21 protein-coding genes and 3 tRNA genes are annotated in these 19,203 nt (G+C 72.2%); 16 read left to right on the forward strand and 8 right to left on the reverse strand.

Annotation, left to right across the window (positions count from 1 at the left end):
• Positions 1-55 precede the first annotated feature (55 nt).
• Positions 56-127, forward strand: a tRNA-Gln gene (locus tag FAF44_RS29440).
• 41 nt (positions 128-168) lie between these two features.
• On the opposite strand, the gene FAF44_RS29445 is transcribed toward FAF44_RS29440, so the two are convergent.
• On the reverse strand, positions 169-1,113 hold the full coding sequence (locus tag FAF44_RS29445) for an alpha/beta fold hydrolase (protein WP_237106555.1): 945 nt from the start codon (positions 1,111-1,113) through the stop codon (positions 169-171).
• Positions 1,114-1,221: 108 nt separating this feature from the next.
• Between FAF44_RS29445 and FAF44_RS29450 the strand changes: the two genes are divergently transcribed.
• The 5 genes from FAF44_RS29450 to FAF44_RS29470 all read left to right on the forward strand — a co-directional run bounded on the left by FAF44_RS29450 (position 1,222) and on the right by FAF44_RS29470 (position 3,937).
• Complete coding sequence (locus FAF44_RS29450) at positions 1,222-2,406, forward strand: sensor histidine kinase (protein ID WP_237106556.1); 1,185 nt, start codon at positions 1,222-1,224, stop codon at positions 2,404-2,406.
• Positions 2,407-2,454: 48 nt separating this feature from the next.
• Positions 2,455-3,069, forward strand: a complete 615-nt coding sequence (locus FAF44_RS29455; RefSeq protein ID WP_237106557.1) for a response regulator transcription factor — start codon at positions 2,455-2,457, stop codon at positions 3,067-3,069.
• Between the two features lie 40 nt (positions 3,070-3,109).
• A complete protein-coding gene (locus tag FAF44_RS29460; protein ID WP_237106558.1) occupies positions 3,110-3,691 on the forward strand; it encodes a hypothetical protein in 582 nt (193 codons plus the stop codon).
• A 78-nt stretch (positions 3,692-3,769) separates the two neighbouring features.
• Positions 3,770-3,845 (forward strand) — tRNA-Glu (locus FAF44_RS29465).
• 19 nt (positions 3,846-3,864) lie between these two features.
• A tRNA-Glu gene (locus FAF44_RS29470) sits at positions 3,865-3,937 on the forward strand.
• Between the two features lie 119 nt (positions 3,938-4,056).
• On the opposite strand, the gene FAF44_RS29475 is transcribed toward FAF44_RS29470, so the two are convergent.
• Complete coding sequence (locus FAF44_RS29475; protein ID WP_237106559.1) at positions 4,057-5,766, reverse strand: hypothetical protein; 1,710 nt, start codon at positions 5,764-5,766, stop codon at positions 4,057-4,059.
• Between the two features lie 58 nt (positions 5,767-5,824).
• Positions 5,825-6,541: an IclR family transcriptional regulator gene (locus FAF44_RS29480; RefSeq protein ID WP_237106573.1), complete on the reverse strand. Its 717-nt coding sequence runs from the start codon at positions 6,539-6,541 to the stop codon at positions 5,825-5,827.
• A 62-nt stretch (positions 6,542-6,603) separates the two neighbouring features.
• Between FAF44_RS29480 and leuC the strand changes: the two genes are divergently transcribed.
• The 4 genes from leuC (at position 6,604) to FAF44_RS29500 (ending at position 9,221) form a co-directional block, all read left to right on the forward strand.
• On the forward strand, positions 6,604-7,989 hold the full coding sequence (gene leuC / locus FAF44_RS29485) for a 3-isopropylmalate dehydratase large subunit (protein ID WP_237106560.1): 1,386 nt from the start codon (positions 6,604-6,606) through the stop codon (positions 7,987-7,989).
• A 14-nt stretch (positions 7,990-8,003) separates the two neighbouring features.
• Positions 8,004-8,591: a 3-isopropylmalate dehydratase small subunit gene (gene leuD / locus FAF44_RS29490; RefSeq protein WP_237106561.1), complete on the forward strand. Its 588-nt coding sequence runs from the start codon at positions 8,004-8,006 to the stop codon at positions 8,589-8,591.
• On the forward strand, positions 8,570-8,821 hold the full coding sequence (locus FAF44_RS29495; protein ID WP_237106562.1) for a hypothetical protein: 252 nt from the start codon (positions 8,570-8,572) through the stop codon (positions 8,819-8,821). Before leuD ends, FAF44_RS29495 begins: the two co-directional genes overlap by 22 nt.
• Before the next feature lie 100 nt (positions 8,822-8,921).
• Complete coding sequence (locus tag FAF44_RS29500; protein WP_237106574.1) at positions 8,922-9,221, forward strand: HU family DNA-binding protein; 300 nt, start codon at positions 8,922-8,924, stop codon at positions 9,219-9,221.
• Positions 9,222-9,289: 68 nt separating this feature from the next.
• Here the strand turns inward: FAF44_RS29500 and FAF44_RS29505 are convergent, their stop codons facing one another.
• Positions 9,290-9,496, reverse strand: coding sequence for a hypothetical protein (locus tag FAF44_RS29505; RefSeq protein WP_237106563.1), 207 nt, complete (start codon positions 9,494-9,496; stop codon positions 9,290-9,292).
• A gap of 52 nt (positions 9,497-9,548) precedes the next feature.
• Between FAF44_RS29505 and FAF44_RS29510 the strand changes: the two genes are divergently transcribed.
• On the forward strand, positions 9,549-10,766 hold the full coding sequence (locus FAF44_RS29510; RefSeq protein WP_237106564.1) for an MFS transporter: 1,218 nt from the start codon (positions 9,549-9,551) through the stop codon (positions 10,764-10,766).
• Here the strand turns inward: FAF44_RS29510 and cofC are convergent.
• Entirely contained in the window at positions 10,750-11,403 is a 654-nt protein-coding gene (gene cofC / locus FAF44_RS29515; protein WP_237106565.1) for a 2-phospho-L-lactate guanylyltransferase, read from the reverse strand. The two genes, FAF44_RS29510 and cofC, sit on opposite strands and share 17 nt — an antisense overlap.
• 132 nt (positions 11,404-11,535) lie before the next feature.
• Between cofC and FAF44_RS29520 the strand changes: the two genes are divergently transcribed.
• From FAF44_RS29520 to FAF44_RS29530, 3 genes are all read left to right on the forward strand, one after another.
• Positions 11,536-12,195 (forward strand): 1-acyl-sn-glycerol-3-phosphate acyltransferase, encoded by a 660-nt coding sequence (locus FAF44_RS29520; RefSeq protein ID WP_237106566.1) that lies wholly within the window; start codon positions 11,536-11,538, stop codon positions 12,193-12,195.
• Positions 12,196-12,199: 4 nt separating this feature from the next.
• Positions 12,200-13,210 carry an NAD(P)H-dependent glycerol-3-phosphate dehydrogenase gene (locus FAF44_RS29525; RefSeq protein WP_237106567.1) on the forward strand — a complete coding sequence of 337 codons (1,011 nt, stop codon included), beginning with the start codon at positions 12,200-12,202 and terminating at the stop codon, positions 13,208-13,210.
• Positions 13,211-13,274: 64 nt separating this feature from the next.
• On the forward strand, positions 13,275-14,369 hold the full coding sequence (locus tag FAF44_RS29530; RefSeq protein WP_237106568.1) for a D-alanine--D-alanine ligase family protein: 1,095 nt from the start codon (positions 13,275-13,277) through the stop codon (positions 14,367-14,369).
• Here the strand turns inward: FAF44_RS29530 and FAF44_RS29535 are convergent.
• Together FAF44_RS29535 and FAF44_RS29540 are read right to left on the reverse strand one after the other, a co-directional pair.
• Entirely contained in the window at positions 14,352-14,783 is a 432-nt protein-coding gene (locus tag FAF44_RS29535) for a DUF3515 family protein (protein WP_237106569.1), read from the reverse strand. The genes FAF44_RS29530 and FAF44_RS29535 overlap by 18 nt on opposite strands.
• A 13-nt stretch (positions 14,784-14,796) precedes the next feature.
• The gene (locus tag FAF44_RS29540; protein ID WP_237106570.1) at positions 14,797-15,030 is read right to left on the reverse strand and encodes an Lrp/AsnC family transcriptional regulator; all 234 of its coding nucleotides are present in this window, start codon (positions 15,028-15,030) and stop codon (positions 14,797-14,799) included.
• Between the two features lie 47 nt (positions 15,031-15,077).
• On the opposite strand from FAF44_RS29540, the gene FAF44_RS29545 reads away from it, so the two are divergent.
• Positions 15,078-16,046 carry a thiamine-phosphate kinase gene (locus tag FAF44_RS29545; protein WP_308193402.1) on the forward strand — a complete coding sequence of 323 codons (969 nt, stop codon included), beginning with the start codon at positions 15,078-15,080 and terminating at the stop codon, positions 16,044-16,046.
• A 126-nt stretch (positions 16,047-16,172) separates the two neighbouring features.
• Positions 16,173-18,053, forward strand: coding sequence for a hypothetical protein (locus tag FAF44_RS29550; protein ID WP_237106575.1), 1,881 nt, complete (start codon positions 16,173-16,175; stop codon positions 18,051-18,053).
• A gap of 476 nt (positions 18,054-18,529) precedes the next feature.
• Here FAF44_RS29550 and rpmB read toward each other — a convergent pair whose 3' ends face one another.
• Entirely contained in the window at positions 18,530-18,715 is a 186-nt protein-coding gene (gene rpmB, locus FAF44_RS29555) for a 50S ribosomal protein L28 (protein ID WP_049556934.1), read from the reverse strand.
• Between the last annotated feature and the right edge of the window lie 488 nt (positions 18,716-19,203).

Genomic DNA, 19,203 nt, shown 5'->3' on the forward strand with positions numbered 1-19,203 from the left:
AGCTGGGCTATTCTTTCGGACGTCGCCAACGCGCTCCGCGAGGAGATCGCAGCGGTGGGGTATGGTGTAATTGGCAGCACGACTGATTCTGGTTCAGTTAGTCTAGGTTCGAGTCCTGGTACCCCAGCATTTGCATCGAACGGATACCTCTTCAGAGGTGTCCGTTTTTTATTTGGCGAGTCCGTCGAGAATGTCGGTGACCTGCTGATAAGCCGCTCGGGTCGGCGCGTGCGGTGACTTCACCGTGAAGACCTCGAACTCGTTGCCCGGCGTCGCCTCGTCCGCCTCCCTGATCATGCGGTCCTGCAGCGCCAGGGGGATCACCCGGTCCAGCGTCTGCCGCACGTACACCCGCCGCACCCGCCCCCAGCGGTCCTTGCGGCCCCGCGCGTCCGCGCTCGACACCTGCAGGCTCTCGTCCGGGAGCGAGGAGTTGAGCAGGGCGAGGAACTCCCCGTCGGTGCCTTCGGCGATGAACGCCGCCTTGGCCGCGTCCAGGAACTTCCTGTCGTTCGTCCGCCAGTTCACCCTGATCGCCTTGAGCAGCCTCGGGTCGCCGACCACGCCCGGCAGGATCGCGGCCCCCAGGCTCGTGCCGCCCTCCGGCGTCTCCAGGTACGCGGCCGGCGAACGCAGCTCCGTGCAGCAGTAGGCGCCCACGTAGACCAGCCGGTCGATCAGGCCGGGCACCTCGTCGGCGGTCTTGGTGATCGTCGAGCCGCCCAGGCTGCCGCCTACCAGGATGACCGGGCCGTGGCGGGAGACGCGGCGCACCACGTCCACGGTGGCCTCGACGTAGTCGTCCAGCGTGACGCCGGCCATCGGGGAGGGGAGCGTGGCGAGCGTGGCCAGGTCCTGCGGCGCCTGGTAGGCCCGGTGGAGCTGGTCCTCGGGGCCGTGCCCCGGCAGGTTCACGCCCACGGTGCGGTGGCCGCGCAGCGTCAGCTCCGCGTCGCCGCCGGCCGTGCCGTTCGAGCCGGTCACGAAGACGAACGTGGTCACGTCCTTCCGCTTCACGGCGGACGCGGCGGCGGACGCGGCGGTGGACGCAGCGGCGGTTCCCGCGCCGGCGGCGGCGAGCTGGAAGGCGGTTCTGCGGGTCAGATCGTTCATGCCTCGATGCTCGCCGAGGTCAGGGCCGCGCCACATCGCCCGGCCGGATACCGAAACGGTTGACGGCGGCTATCCACCGATCGGTTGACGGCGTGCCAGGCTGGGGGGATGAGCTGGGTCGACGGGCGTGAGCGCTGGGTCTACGCGGGGCTCGCGTACGGGCTGCTCGCGCTCTCCTCCCTCGCGGCCACCTTCACCGGCCCCGCCGCGGGCGCGTTCTGGCCCGGTTTGCCGTGGCAACTGCCGGCCCTGGCGGCGGCCGTCTGGTTGGCCGCGATCCCGTGGCTCTACCCCCGCCGCGACGCGCGCCGAACGCTCGTCGTGGCGTACTACCTCGTCCTGCTGGCCCTCGCCGCGGCCCTGGCCGTCAAGAGCCTGGCGTTCGTGGTGTTCGCCTCCGCCGGTTACCCGCTGGCCATCGCGATGCTCCCGGGCCGTCTCGTCATGGCCGGGGTCACGCTCACCGCCCTCATCAACGTCACCACCCAGGCGGGTCCCGGATCCAGGGCGACCCTGCTCACCGCCGTCGCCGGCGTGGCCGTGCCGCTGGTCCTGGCCGGCTGGTACGTCTCCGCCGAGCACGACAACCGCCGCCGCCTGGTCGAGCGCCTGCGCGCCGCCATGGCGGAGAACGCCGAGCTGAACGCCAGGCTTCTCGGCCAGGCCAGGCACGCGGGCGCGCTCGACGAGCGGCACCGGGTGGCCGGGGAGATCCACGACACGGTCGCCCAGGACCTGGTGGCCCTGATCGGCCAGCTCGACGCCGCCGGACGCGCCCCGCACGCGGAGGAGTCCCGTCGCCACCTCGCCAGGGCGTCCGAGCTGGCCCGCCGCGGCCTCACCGAGGCCCGCAGGTCGGTACGCGCCCTGCGGCCCGCCCCGCTGGAGGACGCCGAACTGCCGGACGCCATCGGCCGCATGGCGCGCTCGTGGGGGGAGACGGCCGGGGTGGAGCTGCGGTTCGAGGTCACCGGCACGCCTCTGGCCCTGGCCGCCGACGTGGAGACCGCGCTGTTCCGGGTGGCCCAGGAAGCCCTGGCGAACGTCGCCAAACACGCCAATGCCACCAGGGCGGCCCTCACCCTGTCGTACACGGACGAAACCATCCTCCTCGACGTCCGAGACGACGGGACGGGTTTCGACCCGCAGCGGCCCGCTGACGGCTTCGGGCTGGACGGCATGCGGCAGCGGGTGCGCGGCGTCGGCGGCGTCCTCGACATCGAGTCGGAGCCCGGTCACGGCACGGCGATCGCCGCCGCCGTCCCCGCGATCCCGGCGGACGCCGATCGGTGAGAGGCTGAAGGACAGGGCCTTCAGGGGCGCGGGCCAGGAGGGGGAGCGATGTCACTACGGCTGCTGATCGCCGACGATCACCCGATCGTGCGCGACGGGCTGCGCGGGGCGCTCGGGGCGGAACCCGACCTGGAGATCGTCGGGGAGGCGGCCGACGGCGAGACGGCCGTGCGGCTGGCCGCCGAACTCGCCCCCGACGTCGTCCTCATGGACCTGCGCATGCCCGGACTCGACGGGGTGAGCGCCATCCGCCTGCTGCGCGGCACCGGGCCGAGGGTGCTGGTGCTGACCACGTTCGACACCGACGTCCTGCCGGCGCTCGAAGCCGGCGCCAGCGGCTACCTGCTCAAGGACGCCCCGCCGGACGAGCTGATCCGCGCCGTCCGCGCCACCCACCGCGGCGAGACCGTGCTCGCCCCCGCCGTGGCCGGCCGCCTGGCCGACCATCTGCGCAGGCCCGCCAGGGGCAGGCTGAGCAAGCGCGAGCTGGAGGTGCTGCGCCTGGTGGCCGACGGGGCCACGAACAAGGAGGCGGCGGCCCGCCTGTTCATCAGCGAGGCCAGCGTGAAGACGCACCTGCTGCACATCTACGCCAAGCTCGACGTCCGCGACCGCGCCGCCGCCGTCGGCGAGGGCTACCGCCGCGGCCTGCTCACCGGCTGAGGCGGGACGGAAACCCGTCGGGTAGAGTCCCACCCCACCTATGGCTGAGTTTCGCATCCGCGCGGGCAGTCTCCCGCGCTTCCTGGTTCCGTTCGTCGCCCCGCTCGTCCTCTTCTTCGCCGCCTGCCTGCTGCTCGGCGCGATCTTCACCAACAGCACCCCGCTGGGCGTCGTCATCGCGGCATCGGCCACCGGCGTGCTGGTCGCCGTGCTCGTCGGCAAATACCGGCGGCTGGCCTCGGGCACCGTCGCGCGCTTCTCCGCCGACGGGGTCGAGCTGACCGACTCCTACGGGTTCCGCGTCCGCCTGCGCTGGCCCGACATCACCAGGATCGGCGTCGTCGAGACCCAGCTCGGGGACCCGCGCCTGCTCGGCCGTCCGGGAGCGGCGCGGGCGCGGGTCCAGGCGCTGCGCTCGGCCGGCCTCGTCGGCTGGGGCGAGCGCAGCGTGCCGCCCCGGATCCCCCGGTGGATGCGCGAGCGGCTGGCCCGCGTCCCGGTCGATCCGGGGACGGGCCGGCCCGAGGTGACGATCCCGCTCGGGGAGTTCGATCCGCAGTGGCAGCTCGGCCCGATGGGGGACTGGGTACGGCGCTACAGGGCCGATCTCATGGGCGGATAAGCGGTTTGGTGTGGTCTTCCGGGTGCGGTAGAGTTACCTGCGTTGCCGGGGAGGCCCGGCACAGCAGCTTGTGGACAGGGTCCCGTCGTCTAGTGGCCCAGGACGCCGCCCTCTCAAGGCGGTAGCGCCGGTTCGAATCCGGTCGGGACTACCACTGCCACAAGCTTCACGAAGGTCCCGTCGTCTAGTGGCCCAGGACGCCGCCCTCTCAAGGCGGTAGCGCCGGTTCGAATCCGGTCGGGACTACGTCTGCAGCAAGTACGCTCCGGTGCGCAAGCGCCCGGGGCGTTTTTGTGTTTCCCCCACGGCCGTCGATTCCCGCGCCGGCCGCTCCCGCCACCTGGACGGCGGGAGCGGCCGGGCGATCACAACGAGCGGGCCTTGAACAGGGCGCGGCGGGCCGCCTTGGCGACCTGCTTGTCGGGGTGCACCTGGGAGATCAGGTCGAGCAGCTCCTCCACGTGCGCGTGCGGGATCTTCCAGATCACCTCGAGCAGGCTGTTGACCATGTCCGGCCCGATGTCCTGCAGGCTGGAGACGAACTCCGAGCGCCCCAGCCCCGCCGAGATCGTCCACATGTCGAGGATGAGCCAGTGGGTGTCGTCCTGGGTGGGTTCGGGGGCGCCCTCGACCTCGAGCTGGCTCAGGTGGGTCGCCGCGTACGGTCGCAGCGACGACTGCTTGAGCGCGGCCTGCCAGGCCGGGACGGCGGCCTCGCCGAGCGTGCCGACGATGCTGGCCGCCTGCACCCTGATCAGCGCGTCGCTGTCGTCCTCGGCGGCGGCCTCCAGCAACTCCTCGGCGGCCCTGCCCGGCTCCCTGAGCCGCATCCAGGCGGCGAACTCGGCGTCGGCCTCGTCCTCGGGCAGCTCCGCGCTGAGCGCGAGCAGCTCGTGGGCGCTCATGGACTCGATCGCCGGGCGCGCGTCGACCTCGATGTCGGCGTCGTCGATGAGGTGCACGACGCCCTCGGTGCCGAGCGGCGTGAGGCGGACGACGTCGCCCTCGGTCTCGACCATGCCGTAGCCGGTCAGCCAGTCGATGGCGGGCGCGAGCGGGTCGCCCGCCGCCTCCCACGCGTCGGCTCCCAGCTCGTCGAGGTCGGCCGCGGCCTCGGACAGGTCGCGGGCCAGCTCGTCGCGCTCACGCGAGCCGCCGGCCAGCAGCAGCCGGACCAGCAGGCCCCGGGTCAGGCCGGCCAGGGCCATCGTGAGGTCGTCGTCCTCGAGCTCCGGGTCGCCGTAGTCGACCGAGTGGAGCCCGAGCATCCAGGCGTCGAGCACGTCCTCGTCGTCGTCGAACGGCCACTCGGCGGTGTCGTCCTGGACGGCCACCGTGCCCGCCTCGCCCGGTTCGAGGAACTCCAGGTCGACCGCGAGGTTCCAGATGTTCCAGAGCTGGGGGACGGCCTCGGCCACGGGGCCGTCGGTCTCCGGCCGGGGCAGGCCGGAGGCGGTCAGCGCCTCCTCGACCTCGTCGTCGCTGAGGAGTGTCTCCTCGCCGACCTTGCGGCCTGATCCCACCCAGACGGCCAGATCGCGGGCCTTGGCGATCAGCGGCGCCTGGCGGGCCGCCTCGGCGAGCTCGGAGTCGGGCCGCAGCCTGATCGTGTCGAGTTCGGCCAGTTCGTCGGCGAACGACTCGAAGTCGCCCAGGTCGCCGGCCTCCTCCTCGTCGTCTACGCCCTCGGTGTCGTCGAGCAGCTCCTCCATGAGATCGACGAACTCGTCCTCGACGTCGTCCAGCTCGGCCTGCAGATCGGCGAGGCTGTCCGAGCCCTTGTTCAGCCGGCCGGTCTGGGAGAGGAACGTCAGGTACGCCTCAACGGCCGGGAGCATTCCGTCGGCTGCGGCGTCGGGATCCTCCACGACCTTGGGCATGCGGTCGAGCAGCAGGTTACGCAGGTCGGCACGCTTCCACGTGCCGAGATCCTGCGAGAAGGCGAGACGGTGCCACAGGGCTGCGGGCCCCACGAGCTCGGGGTCGCTCCCAGGGGCGTTCGCACGCGCCCACATGATGAACTCTTCGAGCAGGGGTCGCAGCTCAGTGGCGGCTACCTCGATGCGATCTGTCACGCACTCAGGCTAGTGCGCGCACGAGGCAGTCGGCTCCCCAAATACATCCTTTTCCCGATCATGACGTGCGGCGCATCGCCTCGGTGATCCGTTCGGCGGCGGCCATCACCGGTACGGCGTGCAGCCGTCCGGGTGCGCGCGTGAGCCGTTCGATGGGTCCGGAGACGGACACGGACGCGATCACCTTGCCGCCGCTGCCCCTTATCGGCGCCGAGACGCTGGCCACTCCCTGCTCACGCTCGCCGACGCTGTGCGCCCAGCCCCGGCGGCGTACGGAGGCGAGCGTGGCGGCGGTGAACTTGGCGCCGCGCAACCCGCGGTGCAGCCGATCGGGCTCCTCCCAGGCCAGCAGGATCTGCGCCGCCGAACCAGCCGTCATTGGCAGCGCGGAACCCACGGGAACGGTGTCACGCAGGCCGCTGGCCCGTTCGGCCGCGGCCACGCAAACCCGCTCGTCACCTTGCCGGCGATACAGTTGGGCACTCTCGCCGGTGAGGTCCCTGAGCTGCATGAGCACGGGGGCGGCCACCGCCAGCAGCCGATCCTCACCGGCCGCGGTGGACAACTCGGAAAGCCGCGGGCCGAGCACGAACCGGCCCTGTGTGTCACGAGTCACAATGCGGTGATGCTCGAGGGCGACGGCCAACCGGTGGGCAGTGGGTCGGGCCAGGCCGGTGGCCTGGACGAGCTGAGCCAGTGAAGCGGGGCCCGCTTCCAGGGCATTGAGTACAAGAACTGCCTTGTCGAGTACTCCGACTCCGCTAGAGTTGTCCATACACCGATACTGCAGTCTCGACATATGAGAAAGCAAGTCGGAGGAATCTCAAGGAGGAGATCATGGGCCGCACACTGGCCGAGAAGGTCTGGGAGCAGCACGTAGTCCGTCGCGCGGAGGGCGAACCGGACCTGCTCTATATCGACCTGCACCTCATTCACGAGGTGACCAGCCCGCAGGCGTTCGACGGGCTCCGTCTCGCCGGCCGGAAGGTGCGGCGACCCGATCTCACCATCGCCACCGAGGACCACAACGTCCCCACGGTGCTCGGCCCCATCGCCGACCCGGTCTCCAAGACCCAGGTCGAGACGCTGCGCAAGAACGCCGCCGAGTTCGGCATCCGCCTGCACCCGATGGGCGACGCCGGTCAGGGCGTGGTGCACATCATCGGCCCGCAGTTCGGCCTCACCCAGCCCGGCATGACGATCGTGTGCGGCGACTCCCACACCTCCACGCACGGCGCGTTCGGCGGCATCGCGTTCGGCATCGGCACCTCCGAGGTCGAGCACGTGCTGGCCACGCAGACGCTGCCCGCCTACCGTCCCAAGACGATGGCCATCGAGGTCTCGGGCGAACTGCCCGTCGGCGTCACGGCCAAGGACCTGATCCTGGCCATCATCGCCAAGATCGGCACCGGCGGCGGCCAGGGCTACATCGTCGAGTACCGCGGCGAGGCCGTGCGCAAGCTCTCCATGGAGGGCCGCATGACGGTCTGCAACATGTCGATCGAGGCGGGCGCCCGCGCCGGCATGATCGCCCCCGACGAGACCACGTTCGCCTACCTCAAGGGCCGCACGCACGCCCCCGAGGGCCAGGCGTGGGACCAGGCGGTGACGTACTGGAAGTCGCTGCGCACCGACGACGACGCCGTGTTCGACAAGGTCGTGGAGATCGACGCCTCGACGCTGACCCCGTTCGTCACGTGGGGCACCAACCCGGGCCAGGGCCTGCCGCTGGGCGCGTCCGTCCCGAGCCCCGAGTCCTTCGACGACCCGGTCGCGCGGTCGGCCGCCGAGCGCGCCCTGGAGTACATGGGCCTGGCCGCCGGCACGCCGCTGCGCGAGATCGAGGTCGACACCGTGTTCGTCGGCTCGTGCACCAACGGCCGCATCGAGGACCTGCGCTCGGCCGCCGAGATCCTGCGCGGCCGCCAGGTCACGACGCGCACGCTCATCGTCCCCGGCTCGATGATGGTCAAGAAGCAGGCCGAGGAGGAGGGCCTGCACGAGGTGTTCAAGGCCGCCGGAGCCGAATGGCGCGAGGCCGGCTGCTCGATGTGCCTGGGCATGAACCCCGACACACTCAAGCCCGGCGAGCGCAGCGCCTCCACCTCCAACCGCAACTTCGAAGGCCGCCAGGGCAAGGGTGGCCGCACCCACCTGGTGTCGCCGCAGGTCGCCGCCGCGACCGCCGTCACCGGCCGCCTGACCGCGCCCGCCGACCTGTAAGGGAGAACACGTCCATGGAAGCCTTCACCACCCACGCCGGTACGGCGGTGCCGCTGCGCCGCAGCAACGTCGACACCGACCAGATCATCCCGGCCGTCTGGCTCAAGCAGGTCAGCCGCACCGGGTTCGAGAAGGGCCTGTTCGCCGCCTGGCGGGAGGACCCGACGTTCGTGCTGAACGACCCGGCCTACGAGGGCGGCTCGATCCTGGTCTCCGGCCCCGACTTCGGCACCGGCTCCTCCCGCGAGCACGCCGTGTGGGCGCTGCAGCAGTACGGGTTCCGCGCCGTGATCGCCGCCCGCTTCGGCGACATCTTCCGCAACAACTCCACCAAGATGGGCCTGCTGCCGGTCATCCTGCCCGGCGAGAAGGTCGAGGCGCTGCAGACCGCAGTCGAGGCGGACCCGAAGCTGCAGGTGACCGTCGACCTGGTCGAGCGCCAGGTCCGCTGGGCCGATGAGGTCGTGTCGTTCGAGATCGACGACTACACCCGCTGGCGGCTCATGGAGGGGCTCGACGACATCGGGCTGACCCTGCGTCACGGCGACGACGTGGCGGCGTACGAGAATGGTCGGCAGCCATGGCTGCCGACGACCGTCTAGAAGACGACGAACTGGCGCGGCGGTTGCGCGATGCGCACCGCCGCGTCCGCATGCTGCCCGCCGCCGACAGGGAACGTCACGCGCGCCGCCATCTCGCGATCTGCGACCTGGCCAAGCGCGATCCGGAAAGGGCCGCCGCCCGTCTGGAGGCGTTTCTGGCCGCTCTCGACGAGGTGTCGCACGGGTCCGCCGACACGCCACGCGCGGAAGAAAACACGCACGGTGATTGAGTTCCCTCGCGATCCCGCCTACTTTCGTGCGCGTAAGGGGTTTCTACGCCGGAGTTCGTGCGCGGAAACCCCGAGCCGTAACTGGGGGAGCAGGACTTTCATGAACAAGCGAGAACTCGTCGAGGCCATCGCGGATCGGGTGGGCGACAGGAAGACGGCCACCGAGGCCGTCAACGCGGTCATCGACGCCATCCAGAAGGCCGTGTCCGGCGGTGACAAGGTCTCGATCACGGGCTTCGGCGCGTTCGAGATGGTGAACAAGCCCGCTCGTACGGCGCGCAATCCGTCGACCGGAGCGGAAATCCACGTCGCGGAGAGCTGGGCGCCGAAGTTCCGTCCCGGATCCGATTTCAAAGAACTCGTGAACGAGGGCGGGAAGAAAATCGGCAAGAGGAAGTAAAAAAGGCTGACGGTTGGACCAGCACGCCCGGGCCACGGCCCGGGCGTGACGTTTTCCCGGCCCGCGCGTCAGGCGTCGGGCACGGGGAACGTCGAGAGCGTGATGTAGGTGATCCGCCCGCCGGCGCTCACGAGGTTGACCCGCTGGCCCGTGCGCAGCAGCCGCAGCGGGCCCGCGTCGAAGGCGGGAGCGCCGAACTCCAGCACCGTGCCGTCGTCGAGGAACACCGTGCCCGAGCGGGTGGTCTCGTCGAAGCTGCGTACGGTCGCCTGCACGCCTTCAGGGTAATCGGTTGCCCGGCCGGGAACGAGCACGGATGCTCGCGACATGGGGCATCCGGGGGATTTCCGGCGGTTCATCTGGGCGAACGGGTTCACCCACGTCGGCACCCAGGTCACGATCGTCGCCCTCCCCCTGACCGCCGTCCTCACCCTGCGCGCCGACGCCGTCCAACTCGGCTTGCTGTCGGCCGTGCAGACCGCCGCATTCCTCCTGATCGGGCTGCCCGCCGGGGTCTGGGTGGACCGGGTGCGCCGCCGCCCGATCCTCGTCTGGTCCGACCTGGTCAGGGGCGTGGCCCTGCTGACCGTGCCGGCCGCCGCGCTGCCGGGGGCGCTCACGCTGCCCCACCTGTACGCGGTCGCGCTGGTGCTGGGCGTGGGCACGGTGTTCCACGACGTGGGCCAGATGAGCCTGCTGCCCGCTCTCGTGCCCAGCGAGCGCCTGGAGCGGGCCAACGGGCGGCTGGAGGTCGTCCGGCAGCTCTCGGTGTTGTCGGGGCCGGGGCTGGGCGGGTGGATGGTGAGCGTGCTCACGGCCCCGTTCGCGCTGCTGGCCGACGCCGTCGGCTACCTGCTGTCGGGGGCGCTGCTGTCCGGCATCCGCGCGCGGGAACGGCCGGAGCCGGGCGGCGCGGGCCGAGCGGAGCCGGAGCGCGGGTTATGGAGGCAGGCACGCGCGGGCATCGCGTTCGTGCTGCGGGACCCGGTCCTGGTCAGGGTCGCCCTCAGCGGCGCGGTGACCCGGGTCGCCCTGGGCGTCTGCGCCGTCGGCCACCCGCTCTACCTCGTCGTGGAACTCGGCGTGGACGCGACGACCTACGGCCTGCTGCTGTCGGCGCCGGCCGTCGGCGGGCTGGCGGGAGCGCCGCTGGCGGCGCGGACGACCCTGCGCCACGGCGTCGGCGCCACCCTGTACGGCTCCTCGGCGCTCATCGCGGTGCTGCAACTGCCCGCCCTGGCCACCGGGCCCGGCGGGCGGCTGCTGGTCCTCGCCGTCTCCTCGGCCCTGGCGTCCGCCGTCGGGGTGATCTTCAACGTGGCCCAGCTCAGCTACCGCCAGCGCATCACCCCCGGACATCTCCTGGGCCGCGTCAACGCCAGCATGCGGTTCCTCATGTGGGGCGCCATGCCGCTGGGCGGGCTGGCGGGCGGCGCGCTGGGGGCGTGGCTGGGCGGTTACGGCGTGTTCGCCGCCGGCGTGATCCTGCTCGGGCTGGCGTCCCTCGTGATCGTCGCGGCCCCGGCCGTCAGACGGGCGGGGTGACGCCCGCGTCCGGCCACAACTCGGCGACCACCGCCGCCGTGTGCCGGCCCAGCCCCAGCGCGACGGCCGCGCGCAGGTCGTCGGGCGTGTCGACGTCCCGCCGGACCGAGGCGATACCGGGCAGGCACAGCTCCTTGGCCCCGCCGGCCAGGTGCTTGGCCCGCGACTCCCCGCCGAACCGGGGCTCGAACGGCCTGCCGGGACGCACCCCGTAGAAGGTCGTGCCGACGTCGAGCGCGTCGGGCACGAACGAGTGGTCGAACTCGGCCGCCGCCTCCAACGCCAGCCGCAGCTCGGCCGGGCGCAGGGCGGGCAGGTCGGCCTGCAGCGCGCCCACCGCGTCGCCGGGCGCCACGCGTACGGCGTGCGCCGCCCCCGTGCGCAACGCCGTGTTCAGCCCCCGGTCGGGGTCGGTCACCACGTCGGCGCCGAGCGCGCCGAGCGGCCCGGCGGCGGCGGGATCGGCCGTCACGACGATCACCCGCGCGACCGGCGGGCAGGCCAGCGCCGCCGCGACGGTGTCGCAGGCCACGGCCACGGCCAGGCGGGTGCGGTGCGGGCCGGTCGCGGCGGCCAGCCGGGTCTTCGCCGCGACCAGCGTCTTCACCGGAATGACCAGGGACCAGCGGATGCTCATAGGGTTAAGCATCGCGCCTCGACATCCCACGCGGCCAACCGGGAGACTTGGGGACGCATCCCGTACGTGTTGGAGGAGAGCATGAGCCGCCCCACGCGACCATCGCGTTTTTGGGAGACCTTCGCCGTCGTCATGGTGAAACCGCTGTCGCGGCTCCTGGTCAAGCGCGACTGGCGCAAGGGCGAGCGCATCCCGCGCACCGGCGGGGTGATCATCGTGGCCAACCATCTGTCGTGGGCCGATCCGCTGCTGCTGTCGCACTTCCTCTACAACAACGGGCGCTGGCCGGTGATCCTGGCGAAATCGGGCCTGTTCCGGGTGCCGTTCCTGGGCCGGGCCGTGACGGGGCTGCTGGCCATCCCGGTCGAGCGGGGCAGCAGCGAGGCGGCCAGGTCGCTGCGCATCTCGGCCCAGCGGCTCGCCGACGGGTGCGCGATCCTGTTCTACCCCGAGGGCACCTGCACCCGCGATCCCGGCCTGTGGCCCATGGTGGGCAAGACGGGCGCGGCCCGGCTGGCCCTGGAGAGCGGCGCGCCCGTCATCCCGGTGGCCCATTGGGGAGCACAGGAGCTGCTGCCGTACGGTGAGAAGAAGCCCCGGCTGTTCCCGCGCAAGACGTTCCACGTGAGCGTGGGGCCGCCGGTGGACCTGTCGAAGTACGCGGGCAAGCCCGCGCACGCCGACGTGCTGCGCGACGCGACCGCCGACATCATGGCCGCCGTCACCGCGCAGCTCGCCGAACTGCGCGGCGAGAAGGCGCCGGCGACTCCCTACGATCCGGCCGGACGGTGACGCGATGACGAAGGTGGCCGTTTTCGGCGCGGGCTCGTGGGGCACCACGTTCGCGATGATCCTGGCGGAGGCCGGCAGCCCGACCACGGTGTGGGGCCGCAGGCAGGAGGTCGTCGACGCGATCAACGGCGACCACGCCAACCCCGACTACCTGCCAGGCGTGAGCCTGCCCGCCGGGCTCCGGGCGACGACCGACCCCGCCGAGGCCCTCGACGGCGCCGGCTTCGTCGTGCTCGCCGTGCCGTCCCAGACGTTGCGCGCCAACCTGTCGGCCTGGCGCGAGCTGATCCCGCCCAGCGCGGTGCTGGTCAGCCTGATGAAGGGCATCGAGCTCGGCACCACCAAACGCATGAGCGAGGTGATCCGCGAGGTGGCCGAGGTGCCGGCGGAGCGGGTCGCCGTCGTCTCGGGGCCGAACCTGGTGCCCGAGATCGCCCATCGCCAGCCCGCCGCCACCGTCGTGGCCTGCACCGACGAGTCGGTGGCCGCGCGGTTGCAGGCGATCTGCCACCTGCCGCCGTGGTTCCGCCCGTACACCAACCCCGACGTGGTCGGCGTCGAGCTGGGCGGCGCGGTGAAGAACGTGATCGCGCTGGCCGTCGGCGTCTCGGCGGGCATGGGCATGGGCGACAACGTCAGCGCCATGCTCATCACCAGGGGGCTGGCGGAGATCTCCCGCCTGGGGGCGGCGCTCGGGGCCGACGCGCACACGTTCGCGGGGCTGGCCGGCATGGGCGACCTGGTGGCCACGTGCACCTCGCCGCTGTCGCGCAACCGCACGTTCGGGGAGAACCTGGGCCGGGGCATGACGCTGGAGGAGGTCGTCGCCGCCACCAAGCAGACGGCGGAGGGCGTGAAGTCCTGCGAGTCCGTCCTGGAGCTGGCGCGCAAGCACGACGTCGAGATGCCGATCACCGAGGTGGTCGTCGGCGTCGTCCACGACGGCATGTCGCCGTCGGAGGCGGGCATGCTGCTCATGTCCCGCTCGCCCAAGCCGGAGCGGTACGGCCTGTGAGAATGACCTGAATACGGCGTGCTCGACTCGCTGTGACAGGGACACCCCGGTAGATTCGGACACCATGAGCAAGCCACGCGTCGCCGTCGTTTTCGGAGGCCGCAATTCCGAGCACGCCGTGTCCCTGATGGGCGCGGGCAGCGTGCTGGATGCGATCGACAGGAGCAAGTACGAAGTGATCCCGATCGGGATCGCCCAGGACGGCAGGTGGGTGCTGGCGGCCTCCGACCAGCGGTTCGCCATCGAGGCCGGCGAGCTGCCGGTCGTCGACACCGCCGGCGCGGCGCTGGCGCTGCCCTCCGGCTCCGGCTCGCTGGTCGCCTACGACCCCGGCAGCATCCCCGTCGAGCTGGGCTCGGTCGACGTGGTGTTCCCGATCATGCACGGCCCGTACGCCGAGGACGGCACCATCCAGGGGCTGCTGGAGATGGCGGGGGTGCGTTACGTCGGCTCCGGCGTGCTGGCCAGCGCCGTCGGCATGGACAAGGCGTACATGAAGACCGTCATCGCCGCCGCCGGGCTGCCGACCGGCCCGTACGTCGCGATCCGCGACCGCGACTGGCGGCTCAACCGCGAGCAGGTGCTCAAGGAGGCCGAGGAACTCGGCTACCCGGTCTTCGTCAAGCCGGCCAGGGCCGGTTCCTCGCAGGGCATCTCCAAGGCCGCCGACCGGGCCGAGCTGGAGGCGGCGGTGGAGGCGGCCCGGCAGCACGACCCCAAGGTGCTCGTCGAGGCCGCGATCGCCGGCCGCGAGATCGAGTGCGCGGTGCTGCAGTCACCGGGCGACGAGCCGGCGGCCGCGTCGATGCCGGGCGAGGTGCGGGTCGAGGGCGGCCAGGAGTTCTTCGACTTCGAGGCGAAGTACTACCCCGACCAGATGTCGCTGACCGTGCCCGCCGACATCCCGGAGGAGACCGCCGAGGAGTTGCGGGCGATGGCGGTGCGCGCGTTCGAGGCGCTGGAGTGCGAGGGGCTCGCGCGGGTCGACTTCTTCTACACGCCCGACGGCAAGGTGGTCTTCAACGAGATCAACACGATGCCCGGGTTCACGTCGTTGTCGGTGGCGCCGCAGCTCTGGGCGGCCTCGGGGCTGTCCTACCCGGCGCTGGTCGACCGGCTCATCCAGCTCGCCCTGTCGCGCTCACCGGGCCTGCGGTGACATCTTCGCGATCGGTTCCGACAGGTCGGTCAGCACCTCGGCGGGCACGTGCTCGCCGCCGACCGTGACCTCCACGTAGGCGGTGTCGGTCACGGCCGTGAACAGCGCGGGCCGGTCCGGATCGGCGAACCAGCCCACGCCGCCGATCTCCTGGAGCGTGTCGGTGGGCGCCATCCTGACCGGCCGGGGCACTCCGCAGCGCAGCGCGATGACGCCTGAGCCCCACACGGCGACGTACGGCGACTCGGGGGCGGACGTGCCGCGCTCGTCCCCGTCGAGAGACCGGGGCAGCAGGGTGGCCAGCCTGTCGCAGGCCGCGACCGCCTCGCCCGCCGGGACGGGCGGCTCGACCCGCACGGTGCCGCCGCAACCGGCGAGTGCCAGGAGAACGAGCAGGGCGGCGGCGGCACGCATACGACGACTACCTTCAAATGTGGACGATCGGACACGTAAGCGTACGCGTGATACCGATGACCGCCTGAATCTGGGCGACGACGAGCTTGCCCAGCTCATCGACGTTCCTGGCCTCCGCGCGCACGATCACGTCGTACGGCCCCGTCACGTCTTCCGCCTGCGTGACCCCGGGAATCCCGGAGATCTCGCGGGCCACGGCGGCCGCCTTGCCGACCTCGGTCTGGATAAGGATGTAGGCCTGCACCATCACGTCCTCCCGGGCGATTCGATCACGCCGAAGGGCCACCGTACCCTGTGTGCGTCAGGAGGTGCGTCATCACAGTCGGAGATCTCGGCGAATTCGGAGTGGTAAATCGTATTACCGCACGTCTGCCCCAGGGTGCGGCGGTAATCCTGGGGCCGGGTGACGATGCCGCCATCGTCGGCGCGCCGGACGCGCGTGTGGTCGTCTCGACCGACCTGCTGCTCGAAGGCCGGCACTTCCGCCGCGACTGGTCCGGCGGCTACGACGTGGGCCGCAAGGCCGCCGCCCAGAACCTCGCCGACGTCGCCGCCATGGGCGCCGTCCCGACCTCGCTCGTGGTCGGGCTCGGCCTGCCCGCCGACCTGCCCCTGAGCTGGCTCGACGCGCTGGCCGACGGTTTCGCCGACGAGTGCGCGACGGTCGGCGCGAGCGTGGCCGGGGGCGATGTCACCCGCTGTGACCTGGTCGTACTCGGGGTGACCGCGCTCGGCGACCTGGGCGGCAGGGCGCCGGTGCGGCGCTCGGGGGCCCGTCCCGGCCAGGTGGTCGCGGTGGCGGGCCGGCTGGGGTACGCCGCGGCCGGATGGGCGCTGCTGGAGTCGGGCGCGCCGGCCGACACCCCCGCGCTCCAGGAGGCCGTGGCCGGGCACCGCAGGCCGTGCCCGCCGTACCCGATGGGGCCCCTGGCGGCCGAGCTGGGCGCCACCGCCATGCTGGACGTCAGCGACGGGCTGCTCCAGGACCTCGGCCACGTCGCCGAGGCCAGCGGGGTGGGCATCGAGCTGGACCCCGAGGCGTTCCCCGTGGCCGAGCCGGTGGCGGCGGCGGCCAAGGAACTGGGGGTCGATCCGCTGGAGTGGGTTCTCGCGGGTGGCGAGGATCACGCCCTGGCGGCGGTGTTCCCTCCCGAGGTACGGCTGCCGGCCGCCTGGCAGGTGGTGGGCCGGGTGGTCGAGGGGGCGGGCGTGCTGGTCTACGGGCGAGAAATCCGAGGTCGGGGCTGGGATCACTTTCGGTGATGATCTGTCCCGATTTAAGTGAAATTTTCCTCGTTTGGGGTATGACTAGCGGGATTGCTGTGACAACGGCGTAGTAAAGGTGTTATGAAGATTGGCGGCCACTGTAACCGGCAAGAAAGGGCAGCCATGGGCCGCCACGGCACAGGTGGATCCGACGACGGGGACGAACGGGGGAACAGCAGCGCTTTCTGGGGTCCTGACGAGCAGGCCGAGCCGCCCGGCTGGCCCTCGTTGCCGGACCAGCCCGAGGTGACGGGGCAGTGGGCCCCCATGCCGCGACGTGCCGACACGCCGGCCCCGCGCGGGCCGCAGCCCGAGCCGTTCGAGACCACCGGGGCCTTCGCGCTGCCGACCGACCACGCCGGCGGTCCCGCGGGTGCCTTGCCGCCGCACAGGGGGCCCAGGGAGGAAGAGGCGGGCCCGTTCGAGACGACCGGGGCCTTCGTCCGCCCGTCCGAGTGGGACCAGCCCGGTGGCCGCCGCGACTTCGCCGGCCCCGCGACCGGCGACTTCGGCCCCGCGACGGGCGACTTCCCCGCCGTCCCGCCCGGCGACCCCTTCGCCGGCCCGGACGCGACGCCCGGTGCGCAGGGCCCCAACCCCTTCGACCGGCCGACCCCCCTGGACGGCGCCGCGGAGCGCACGAGCTTCTTCGACGTGCCCGCGGAACGCACCGCCTTCTTCGACCGGCCCCGTGACCACGAGGTCCCGCCGCCCGGCCACCCCGGCCCGTTCGACGGCCCCGGCAGAGGCGCTCCGGGCCCGTTCGGCGGGCCTGACGGTAACCCCGGCCCGTTCGGCGGGCCTGACAACGGTCCTGGACGGTTCGACGGACCCGGTGGCGGTCCTGGTCCGTTCGGCGGGCCCGGCGGCGGTCCCGGGCCGTTCGACGGCCCCGGTGGTGCCCCCGGCCCGTTCGACGGCCCCGGCGATCGTACGGCGAGGTTCGACGCGCCCCCGGGCCCCGTCTTCGGCGGACCGCCCGAGCCCGGCGACGTCAAGGTGGCCGGCGAGCCGACCAGCGCGATGGCCCCCGCGTGGGCGGAGGCCGAGACCGGCTTCCTCGGCTCCGGCTGGTCGAACGACTCGGACGTCCCGGGCGAGGAACCCCGTGGCCGCCGTGGCCGCCGCAAGCAGGGACGCGGCGGCGGTGGCGGCGGCGACGACCTGCTCGCCGCCTCCTCGGGAGCCGGCAAGGGCCGGGTGGCCCTGCTCTCCGTGGCCGCCGTGGCCATCGTGCTCGGCGGGACCGTGGCGGGCGTCAAGTTCGTGAGCTCGGGCGACCAGGGCAAGTGCGAGGGCGCCACCTGCGCCGCCGTGCAGATCACCAGCGGGCAGCCCGGCCCGGTCGCCTCCGAGCCCACGGAGGAGGAGTCCGAGCAGGCGCCTGAGGACGACCCGGCCGACGAGACGACGGCCAAGGAGGACGAGCCCTCGGAGACCCCCACGCCGACGGCCACCTACAACGTCCGCACGCCGCCCCGTACGACCAGCTCGCCCACGCCCACACCGAGCAAGTCCAGGACGAAGACGCCGGCCCAGCCCGAGGAGGACACGAAGGAGTCGCCGGCCGAGGAGAGCGTCTCGGAGACGCCGACCGAGGAGGTCTCGACCGTGGACGACTCCGACACCGAAGGGGGCGGAGGCTCGACCGAGAACACCGCCACCCCCGCTCCCACCACGGGAACCTTCGGGCAGACGGGCAACGCGGGCTCGGTCAACGTCAAGCAGACGATCCAGCAGCGCATCACCTCGTACTCGGCCAATCTGACGCTCTCGAACACCTCCCCGGTGACGCTCCAGAACCCGACGGTCTCCGTCCCCGTGGACGGGCGCGTCACCGACGTGGACGGCGCCGAGTGGACGCAGGACGGTGACCTGCTGATCCTCGACGTGTCGGCGTCGCTGGCGGCCGGGGCGTCGGTCCAGGTCACGTTCAAGGCCACCGGCAGGGGCTCCGAGGCGCAGAACTGCGGCCTGGTCGCGGGCGAGTGCGTCATCACCTGAACGCGCCGCGAGCCTGACCCGGAGCCATGAGGGGCGAGGACGACCTCGCCCCCAAACGCATGCCCGCCTCGCCCCTTCGGGACACCCGCACCTGTCCGGGCCCGTACCGCTCGGGCCTGCTCCGGGACGCACCCCCTTCGGGACGCCCGCACCCGCTCGGGCCCGCTCCGGGACGCGCCTCCTTCGGGACATCCCCCGCCTGGGCTTGGGCCTGCGCCGGCTCGGGTGCCTGCTTCGGATCACGCCTGATCCGGTTCGCTGCCGAGCCCGATCGCGCCCGAGTCAGATCACGTCCGATCCGGTTCGCGCCCGAGCCGGATCACGCCTGAACCCGATCGCGTCGGCCCTGAATGCCCTGGCCTGGCCCCGACCCCGCCGGAACACGGCCACGCCGTCCGGGGCGGGCGCGGTCGTTCCCGAGAACGCCGAAGGCCCGCTGCCCCTTGCGGGAGAGCGGGCCTTCGCGGAAGTGGGAACTAGCGGGTGACCTTGCCCGCCTTGATGCACGACGTGCACACGTTCAGCTTCTTCGGCGTGCCGCCGATGACCGCGCGAACCGTCTGGATGTTGGGGTTCCAGCGCCGGCGGGTGCGGCGGTGCGAGTGGGACACGTTGTTGCCGAAGGTCGGCCCCTTGCGGCAGACATCGCAGACGGAAGCCACGGTATCGCTCCTTTAAACAGTCGATATAGCCCTGTCCGCTGATGCAACCGGGCGGAGGGCATGCCGGGACAACCGGCCAGCCAGAGGAGGATATCCGATACACGCCGATGGGCGCGAACCAGAGCATCTGGACCGGACCCCGGGCGACGGTATTCTCCACCGACAACGGTAGCGCATCCTGGCCGCGCGGAAGGTCGTATGAAGATCCTCGACCGCCCGCCGATACGCTCGGCCGGGGGTGATCGGCGGCTCGATCGACCGGCGTGGTCACCGTGGCCGTGGACCGGATGCCGGCGGGCGGCGGCGAACCCGTCACGCTCGTCACCTGGCGCGTGGGCCCCGGAGGGCGTGGCGGACCACGTGGCGGGCCACCAGGCCCGCACCCGGCCGGAAGCGGGCCTGGTGGTGTGACGGCGAGCCGGGCGGCCACCCGCGCCTGATCGGCGCGCGGCGCCGCCCGAGCAGCGCCGCCCGAGCAGGGGCGGGAA

It is taken from the genome of Nonomuraea sp. MG754425 (assembly GCF_021699195.1).
Taxonomy (GTDB): domain Bacteria; phylum Actinomycetota; class Actinomycetes; order Streptosporangiales; family Streptosporangiaceae; genus Nonomuraea.